The following is a 7,927-nucleotide window of genomic DNA, read 5'->3' on the forward strand; positions in this document are numbered from 1 at the left end:
GAGGAGTGGCCCACCAGGGCCTGGGCCGTCGCCAGGTCCACTTCGGGCGGAACGTGGTGCCCGGTGGGCAGCCGGTGCCGGCGTACGGGGGCGAAGTCTTCGGCGCTGCTCTGGCCGAGCCGGCCCGACCGGCAGCGCCGCGACATCGGGCACGGCAGGCAGGTTCACCGGGCCGACCTTACGGCCCCGTCGTCCGCGAACCCCTCCAGGCGCCCTCCCGCCCTGTCAGAAGGGGCCGGTGAGCTCGCCCAGTTTGTCGGTCAGCTGCAGGTTGGCCGCGTAGTCGACCGGCACCGCGATCACGGACACGACGTCGTCGGCCAGCGCCTTGCGCAGCGTGGGCAGCAGCTCGCCGGCGCTGGTCACGCGGTGGCCGCGGGCTCCGAAGCTCTCGGCGTACGCGACGAAGTCGGGGTTGCCGAACGCGACGTGGGAGTCGCGCCCCAGCTCCAGGTCCATCTTCCACTCGATCAGCCCGTAGGCGTCGTCCACCCACACCAGCACCACGAAGGGGATCCGCTCGCGCACGGCGGTCTCCAGCTCCTGGGAGTTCATCAGGAACGCCCCGTCGCCGGTCGCGGCCAGCACCTTGCGCTCAGGATGGGCCAGCTTGGCCGCCAGCGCGCCCGGCACCGCGAAGCCCATGGACGACAGCCCGTTGGAGACCAGCATCGTGTTCGGCTCGTAGGTCGGGTACATGCGGGCCATCCACATCTTCACCGCGCCGGTGTCGGCCAGCACGATGTCGTCGCGGCCCATGGCCTCGCGGATGTCGGCCACGATCCGGCGCGGCGACAGCGGGAACGCGCTCTCGGCGCGCCCCTGCGCCAGCTCCTCGCTGAGCATGCGGCGGATCTTCTCGCCGGTGCCGTTCATCTCGAACCGCCGGTGCACGGCGTCGCCGAGCGCGTCCAGCGAGCGCGAGACGTCGCCGTGCACCCCGACCGCCACGGGGTAGTGGTCGTCCACCTCGGCCGGGAACCGGTGAATGTGGATGATCTTCTTGTCGCGCAGCGGGTTGATCTTGACGGGGTCGAACTCCTGCAGCTCGTATCCGACGCTGATCAGCACGTCGGCCTCGTCGAAGCCGAAGTTCACGTAGTCGTGGCGCATGAACCCCACCGCCCCCAGCGCGTGCCGGTGGTCGTCGGGGAAGACGCCCTTGCCGTTGAACGTGGTGGCCACCGGCAGCCCGAGCCGTTCGGAGAAACGCACCAGGGCCTGCGAGGCGCCCGCCCTGGTCGCGCCGTGGCCGGCCAGCACGATGGGCCTGCGGGCGCCGTCGAGCACCTCGGCGGCGCGGGCGATCTGCGAGGCCGAGGGATCCTGCGGGCGTACGACGTTCACCGGGAGCGGGGCCAGGCCGTCGGGGATCGGCGCCGACTCGACGTCCTCGGGGATCGCCAGGTAGACGGCGCCGGGCCGCTCGGTCTGCGCGGTCTTGAACGCCTTGCGGATCATCTCGGGCAGCGCCTGCGGCGACGGCACCAGCTCCGCCCACTTGGTGATCGGCCTGAACAGGGAGACCAGGTCGACCACCTGGTGCGACTCCTTGTAGATGCGGTCGAGCCCCACCTGGGCCGTGATCGCCACCACCGGCGTGCTGTTGGTGGTGGCGTCGGCCACGCCGAGCTGCAGGTTGATCGCGCCGGGGCCGAGCGTGGCCGACGCCACGCCGGGCTTGCCGGTCAGCCTGCCGTAGATCTCCGCCATGAACGCCGCGCCCTGCTCGTGACGTACGAGGACATAGCGGATGGAGGAGTCGTGGAGCGCGTCGACGAAGTGGATGTTCTCCTCACCGGGGATGCCGAAGACGTATTCGACGCCCTCCGCCTCCAGTGCCTGCACGATCAGCCGGGCGGCGACGGCCTGCCGGGACATGGGAAACGCCTCTTTTCATGGAAGACTGCGTCTCTCAACAGCACCGGGGGACCCCGGTTCATTCCATCCTGGCCACCCCTTCGAGCAGTCGGTCGACGTCGGAGCGGTCGTTGTAGTGCACCAGGCTCGCGCGCACCGCGCCGCCCGACTCGCGGATACCGAGCGCGCCGGTCAGCTCCCAGGCGTAGTTGTGGCCGTTCCAGACGTTCACGCCGAGCCTGGCCAGGCGCTTGGCCACCTGGCGCGGCGTGTGCCCGGCCACGGTGAAATAGGCGGTGGCGGTGCGCCTGGCGGGCTTGCCGTACACGGTGACGTGCGGCATCGTCTCCAGCCCTTCGATCAGCACCTGGAACAGGGCCAGTTCGTGCTCCTCCGCCGCGGTCATCGAGGCGAGCAGGCGCTCGCGGCGGCTCCCCGTGCCGGGGACCATGGAGGCCAGGTGGTCCACGGCCGCCGTGACCCCGTCCAGGTCGGCGAACGCGGCCGTGCCCGTCTCGAACCGCTCCGGCACGGTGTCGGGCGAGGGGGTCAGCTTGTCCGGCCTGATGGTCTCCAGCAGCGCCGGGTCCGCCACCACCGCGCCGATGTGCGGTCCCGACCACTTGTACGCGCTCGTGGTGTAGAAGTCGGCGCCCAGCTCCCGCATGTCCACCGGGCCGTGCGGGGTGGCGTGCACGCCGTCCACGTACGTCAGTGCGCCCGCCCGGTGCGCCAGCTCGGCGATGGCGGGCACGTCGGGGCGGGTGCCGAGGATGTTGCTGGCCGCCGTCACCGCCACGACCTTGGTGCGCTCGCCGATCAGGCTCTCGTACTGCTCGACCGGCAGTTCCCCGGTGACCGGGTCCACCTCGGCCCAGCGCACGGTGGCGCCGGTCTGGGTCCAGGGGCGCACGTTGGCGTCGTGGTCGAGCCTGGAGACCACGACCTCGTCGCCGGGGCCGGCGATGGCCCTGGCCAGGCGGTAGGTGAGCGTGGTCATGTTCGGGCCGAGGACGACGCCGTCCGGATGGCCGCCGACCAGGTCGGCGACGGCGGCGCGGCAGGCGGCGACGATGGCGTCGGAGCGGTGGCTGGCGGGGAAGGCACCGCCGGAGTTGCCGATCCCGGTCCGGTATGCGGTGGAGATGGCGTCGATCACCGAGTGGGGCGTCTGTGTGCCGGCGGCTCCGTCAAGATAGGCGTAGCCGTCGGCGAGTGCGGGATAGGTGGCGCGTACCGTTTTGATAGGGAAAGGCATGGTATGTAGATGCTCAGCCTCGGAGACCTCAATCGTGCCACGCCGACGCGTCAGCGCCTTCCTGCCCCGTCATGCGAAGAACGCGCCGCCGTGCGGGCCTGGCCGCCGCGATGGTGCGGCCTCAAGCGCGGCACGCCGGGTAGGGAGCTGAAGAGGTCTGCGGATCTCGCGGGAAGGGAGCTGGACGACGTGCCGAACGCGCCCTTGACGTGGGTGTTCGACCTGTCCGGGCGGAGGTTTGACGGATGCCCCAGCTGACCGCACTGGACGCGCAGTTCCTGCACTTCGAGACGGCCACGAACATCGCCAACATCGCGGGCCTGGCCATCCTCGACGGCGACCTCCACCGCGCCGGCCTGCAGGCCCTCCTCGAACAGCGGCTCCCGTACGTGCCCGCGCTGCGCCGCAAGCTGGCCCCGGTGCCGCTGGGACTCGACCACCCGTACTGGATGCAGGAGGACGATCTCGACCTCGACTACCACGTGCGCGAGATCGGCCTGCCGCCGCCCGGCGACGAGCGGCAGCTCGCCGAGCAGGTCTCGCGGCTGCACGCCCGCCGGCTCGACCGGCGCCGTCCGTTGTGGGAGATCTACCTCATTCACGGGCTGTCCGGCGGCCGCATGGGTCTCTACACGAAGATCCATCACGCGGCCGTGGACGGGGTGGGCGGCGCCGACGTGCTGGCCGCGCTGCTCGACACCGGCCCACGGCCCGCGCCGCCGCCCGAGGCCGAGCCCGAACGCGACGCTCCACCTCCCGGGCAGGCGGAGATGCTGGCGCGCGGCCTGGCCAGGCTGGCCGGCAACCCCGCGCACGCCGTGCGGTTCGTGTCCATGGCCGTCCCCTACCTGGACGAGATCCCCGTCGTGTCCTCGCTCCCCGGCGCCGGTTTCGTCTCCGCGCTGGCCCGCAGGCTGGCCGGCGCCAGGCAGGTTCCCGACCTGCCGACGCTGCCCGCGCCCAGGACGCCCTTCAGTGGTCCCGTGTCGGAGCACCGGCGTTTCGCGTACGTGTCGCTGCCGCTCGACGAGCTCAAGCAGGTGCGCAAGGCGTTCGGCGTGACCGTCAACGACGTGGTCATGGCCGTGTGCGCGGGAGCGCTGCGCGGGTGGCTGGCCGCGCACGGGGGCGTCCCGAGCCAGCCGCTGATGGCGGGCGTGCCGTTCTCGCTGCGGGACGCCGGGGCCGAGGGGCCCGGCAACCAGGTGACGATCATGACGGCCCCGCTGGCCGTGCACGTCGCCGACCCCGTCGACCGGCTGCAGCACGTGCGGCAGGCCATGCGGCTGCTCAAGGACCGGTTCTCGCCGGCGTCCGCGCGGTGGCTGCGCGAGTTCAGCGAGTCGATGCCCGCCGCTCTCATGGGACTGGCCTCACGCTCGGCGTTCGCGCTGCTCGGGCAGGCCGCCCCGCCGATCAACCTGATCGTCTCGAACGTGCCGGGACCCCAGTTCCCCCTGTACGTGTGCGGGGCCCGGCTGCTGCACCACTATCCGGTCTCCGTGATCTCGGACGTGAGCGGCGGCGTCAACATCACGGCCTTCTCCTACGACGGCTCGCTCGACATCGGCGTCATCACCGACCGGGCGATGGTGCCCGACGCGTGGGAGCTGACCGGACATCTGCGGGACGCCCTCGCCGACCTGCACAACGCGGAAGCTGATGTGCCGCAATGACGCCTACGCTCGCCGGATGATCCTGAATCGCCGGGTGCTCAACCGCACCACGCTCGACCGCCAGTTGCTCCTCCGCCGGGCCGCCCTGTCGCCGGCCGAGGCCATCGAACGGCTCGTCGCGGTGCAGGGGCAGGAGATCGACGCACCGTACGTCGGGTTGTGGACGCGCCTGGCCGCCTTCACCCAGGACGATCTGGCCTCGCTCCTGCACGGCAGGCAGGTGGTGCGGGGCTCGCTGCTGCGCGGCACCCAGCATCTGGCGCTGGCCGGTGACTACGTGTGGATCCGGCCGCTCATCCACACTATCCTCACGCGGGCCAGGCAGGCGTCCTTCGGGCGCGTGACCCAGGGGGTGGATCTCGACGAACTGGCGAAGCTCACCCGCGAGCACCTGGCCGGGCGCACGCTCACCCGTCCTCAGCTCCGTGACCTGCTGCTGCGGCGGTGGCCGGAGGCCGGCCCGATGGCGCTGGGGTTCTCGGCGCAGGCGATGGTGCCGGTCGTGCACACGCCGCCCAACGGGATCGGGGGGCAGCGGGGGGCCACGCCGTGCACGCTGGCCGAGGAGTGGCTGGGACGGCGCGCCCGTGCGGTTCCTGCCCTGGTTCGACAACCTCATCGTCGCCTTCGACGACCGCCGCCGCATGATGACCGCCGAGCAGCGGAAAGCCGTGTGCGTGGGCGCCGTCATCCACCCCGCCTTCCTCGTCGGGGGAACCGTCGGCGGCATGTGGGACCTCAAGAACGGCGTACTGACGATCGAGCCCTTCCAACCCGCTGCCCGACGACGTGATGGGAGAGCTCGCCGGCGAGGCGGCGCGCCTGATGGCGTTCGCCGGCGACGAGGAGGGAAGCATCACCTGGCTCCCGCCCAGGCACGCGGAACAATTCGCACAAAGGCGACGATATACGTTTCCATCAGATCCTCCCGAGGGAACCGTCGCCTTTATGCGATGGGGATCGGGAGTCCATGGGCCCTAGGCTTTCGCGTGTCCGGATTCCGTGGAGAGAAAGATGAGGGAATGAACCAGCACACCAGCGCACCCCGGAGGACACGACTCAGGCGGCTGGCGGTGGCGGCCGTTACCGGCGCGCTGCTCGCGACCGGTACGGCAGCCCCCGTGGTCCTCGCCGCGGCACCGGCTTCGGCGTCCGCCCGGGACATCTGTAAGGCGGCGGTCAGGGAGCACGACTTCTACCGGACAAAAGCCATGGAGTTGCGCGAGGATGCCCATGACGCGACCGGCTCGAAAAGGCGTGACCTTCTGCGCAGGGCCAAGGAATGCGATAACATCGCCAACCAAATTCAGAAGAAATACTCCCATTGCTTCTGATCACTCGCGCGGACGGGTTCACGTCCAGGGGCCGGTCGCGCTCCCGCTGGATCCCCGGTCAGGCGGTGGTGAAGGAGATCCACACGTCGGGGGGAACGTCGGGCCGGTTCGGGACGGGCCGGCGTTCCTCCGTCCACGCGTCACCGGCGAAGTCGGTGGCGACGCGCCGCCAGAATGCGACGGCCGCCGTGTTGGAGTCCTGGAAGGCGATCTTCCAGGGGCCGGGGTGCTGGGAGATCACCTCCCGTACTACGGTCATCCCGATCCCGGACCGGCGCGCGCCGCGTACCACGAAGAAGCTGTTCAGCACGCGCTCGGGGCCGGACAGCGCCCGCACGAAGGAGAACCCGAGCGGCCGGTCACCGCTGGTGAACAGGTAGGCCGCCCAGTCATCTTCCTCGAACGCCGAGCGCAGCCGTTCGTTGTGGTAGGTGGCGTCGGGGTCGGGCAGCCCGCCCTGGAACTCCGCCATGTCGTGACGGAACATGAGCCAGAGTCGTTCGACGGTGGGGCGGTCCGCGGCGCTTACCGGCCGCACGCTTGCCTGAAAAGTGGTCATACAAGCACTTTCCCGACTGGAAGCAACATCCGGCCGGAAAGGTAAATCTAGCAGATATGGCATGACGCCCCGGCCAGGCTCAGCCGGGCACGTCCATGCACTGCGTGCCTCCTCCCGAGAGCAGCCCGAGGGCGCCTGCAGCCCGAGAGCCGGGTTCGGGTGGGGAGATTACGACGTGCTCGTCACAGTCGGTGATGTCAATGACGCCGCAGGTGAGGGTGATGGGGCCGGTCAGCGGGTGGTTGATGGTCTCGCGCGGGGAGCCGGGGGCGCCTGGTCCGCCAGATGACGTGGCGCGGGTGCGGCCCGGCGCCGTGAGCGACCCGTCGCCGCTGGCCGTCAGTCGTGCCCGTGCCGCGGCAGCAGCAAGCTGACCAGCGCGATGGCCAGGCCGAGCCCGGCCGCCATGAGGAAGACCAGGTCGTAGCCGGCGGCGAGGGCGGCCGGGCCCCCCGCGGGTTCCGTCGCGGCTGTGGCGCCGGCGGCCGTCGCGAGCACTGCCAGGCCCGCCGATCCGCCTACCTGGTTGGCGGTCTGGGCCAGGCCGCCGACGATCCCCGCGGCGTCCTCGGGAGCGTCGGCGGTCGCCGCGGCCATGAGGGTGGGGAAGGTCAGCCCGATGCCGACCGCGACGAGCAGCGTGGGCCCGAGCACGCCGGTGACGTAGCCGCTGCCGGCGTGGGCCTGGGCGAGCCAGCCGAAACCGGCCAGGAAGCAGGCGGAGCCGGCCAGCACCAATGCGCGTACACCGGTTCGCGGCAGCAGCGCGGCGGCCCATCGCGCGATCACCATGAACATCACCGCCGCGGGTGTCTGCCCGAGCCCTGCTTCGAGCGCGCTGAAGCCGAGGACGTTCTGCAGGAACAGCGACGAGAAGTACCACATCGCGATGGCGATCCCGCCGAAGAGCAGCAGCATGCCGCTGCCGACCGCGACCCCCCGGACCCTGAACAGCCGCATGGGCATGATCGGCTGGGTGGCGAATCGTGCCTCCACCACGGTGAAGACGACGAGCAGGAGCACGCCGGCCACGGCCGGCCCGAGGACCGGCGCGGACGTCCAGCCATGATCGACGCTCTGCATGATCCCGTAGATCAGGGCGGCCAGCCCCGCCGTCCCCGTGACCGCGCCCGCCAGATCGAGGGGTTCCCGCCTGCGGGTTCGTGCGCCGGCCAGCGACAGCACTGCCACGGCGATCAGCACGGCGCCGATCGGCACGTTGATGAGGAAGACCCACCGC

6 protein-coding genes and 2 pseudogenes are annotated in these 7,927 nt (G+C 71.0%); 4 read left to right on the forward strand and 4 right to left on the reverse strand.

Going from position 1 to position 7,927, the window contains the following annotated elements; genetic code table 11:
• Window positions 1-225 precede the first annotated feature (225 nt).
• On the reverse strand, window positions 226-1,881 hold the full coding sequence (locus E1294_RS49875) for an acetolactate synthase large subunit (protein WP_132519706.1): 1,656 nt from the start codon (window positions 1,879-1,881) through the stop codon (window positions 226-228).
• Window positions 1,882-1,939: 58 nt separating this feature from the next.
• Window positions 1,940-3,118, reverse strand: coding sequence for a cysteine desulfurase-like protein (locus E1294_RS49880; protein WP_132519709.1), 1,179 nt, complete (start codon window positions 3,116-3,118; stop codon window positions 1,940-1,942).
• A 245-nt stretch (window positions 3,119-3,363) separates the two neighbouring features.
• Between E1294_RS49880 and E1294_RS49885 the strand changes: the two genes are divergently transcribed.
• The 4 genes and pseudogenes from E1294_RS49885 (at window position 3,364) to E1294_RS49895 (ending at window position 6,128) form a co-directional block, all read left to right on the forward strand.
• On the forward strand, window positions 3,364-4,794 hold the full coding sequence (locus E1294_RS49885; protein WP_132519712.1) for a WS/DGAT/MGAT family O-acyltransferase: 1,431 nt from the start codon (window positions 3,364-3,366) through the stop codon (window positions 4,792-4,794).
• A gap of 16 nt (window positions 4,795-4,810) precedes the next feature.
• Window positions 4,811-5,309: pseudogene (locus E1294_RS58675) on the forward strand (DNA glycosylase AlkZ-like family protein); the annotation flags it as partial.
• A gap of 72 nt (window positions 5,310-5,381) precedes the next feature.
• Window positions 5,382-5,522, forward strand: a pseudogene (locus E1294_RS58680) (DNA glycosylase AlkZ-like family protein); the annotation flags it as partial.
• Window positions 5,523-5,816: 294 nt separating this feature from the next.
• Window positions 5,817-6,128, forward strand: a complete 312-nt coding sequence (locus E1294_RS49895) for a hypothetical protein (RefSeq protein WP_132519718.1) — start codon at window positions 5,817-5,819, stop codon at window positions 6,126-6,128.
• 58 nt (window positions 6,129-6,186) lie between these two features.
• On the opposite strand, the gene E1294_RS49900 is transcribed toward E1294_RS49895, so the two are convergent.
• Together E1294_RS49900 and E1294_RS49905 are read right to left on the reverse strand one after the other, a co-directional pair.
• Complete coding sequence (locus E1294_RS49900) at window positions 6,187-6,687, reverse strand: GNAT family N-acetyltransferase (protein ID WP_132519721.1); 501 nt, start codon at window positions 6,685-6,687, stop codon at window positions 6,187-6,189.
• A 339-nt stretch (window positions 6,688-7,026) separates the two neighbouring features.
• On the reverse strand, window positions 7,027-7,927 hold a 901-nt coding region (locus E1294_RS49905), incomplete at its 5' end, for an MFS transporter (protein ID WP_132519724.1).

This window comes from Nonomuraea diastatica (assembly GCF_004349015.1).
GTDB classification, from domain to species: Bacteria; Actinomycetota; Actinomycetes; order Streptosporangiales; family Streptosporangiaceae; genus Nonomuraea; species Nonomuraea diastatica.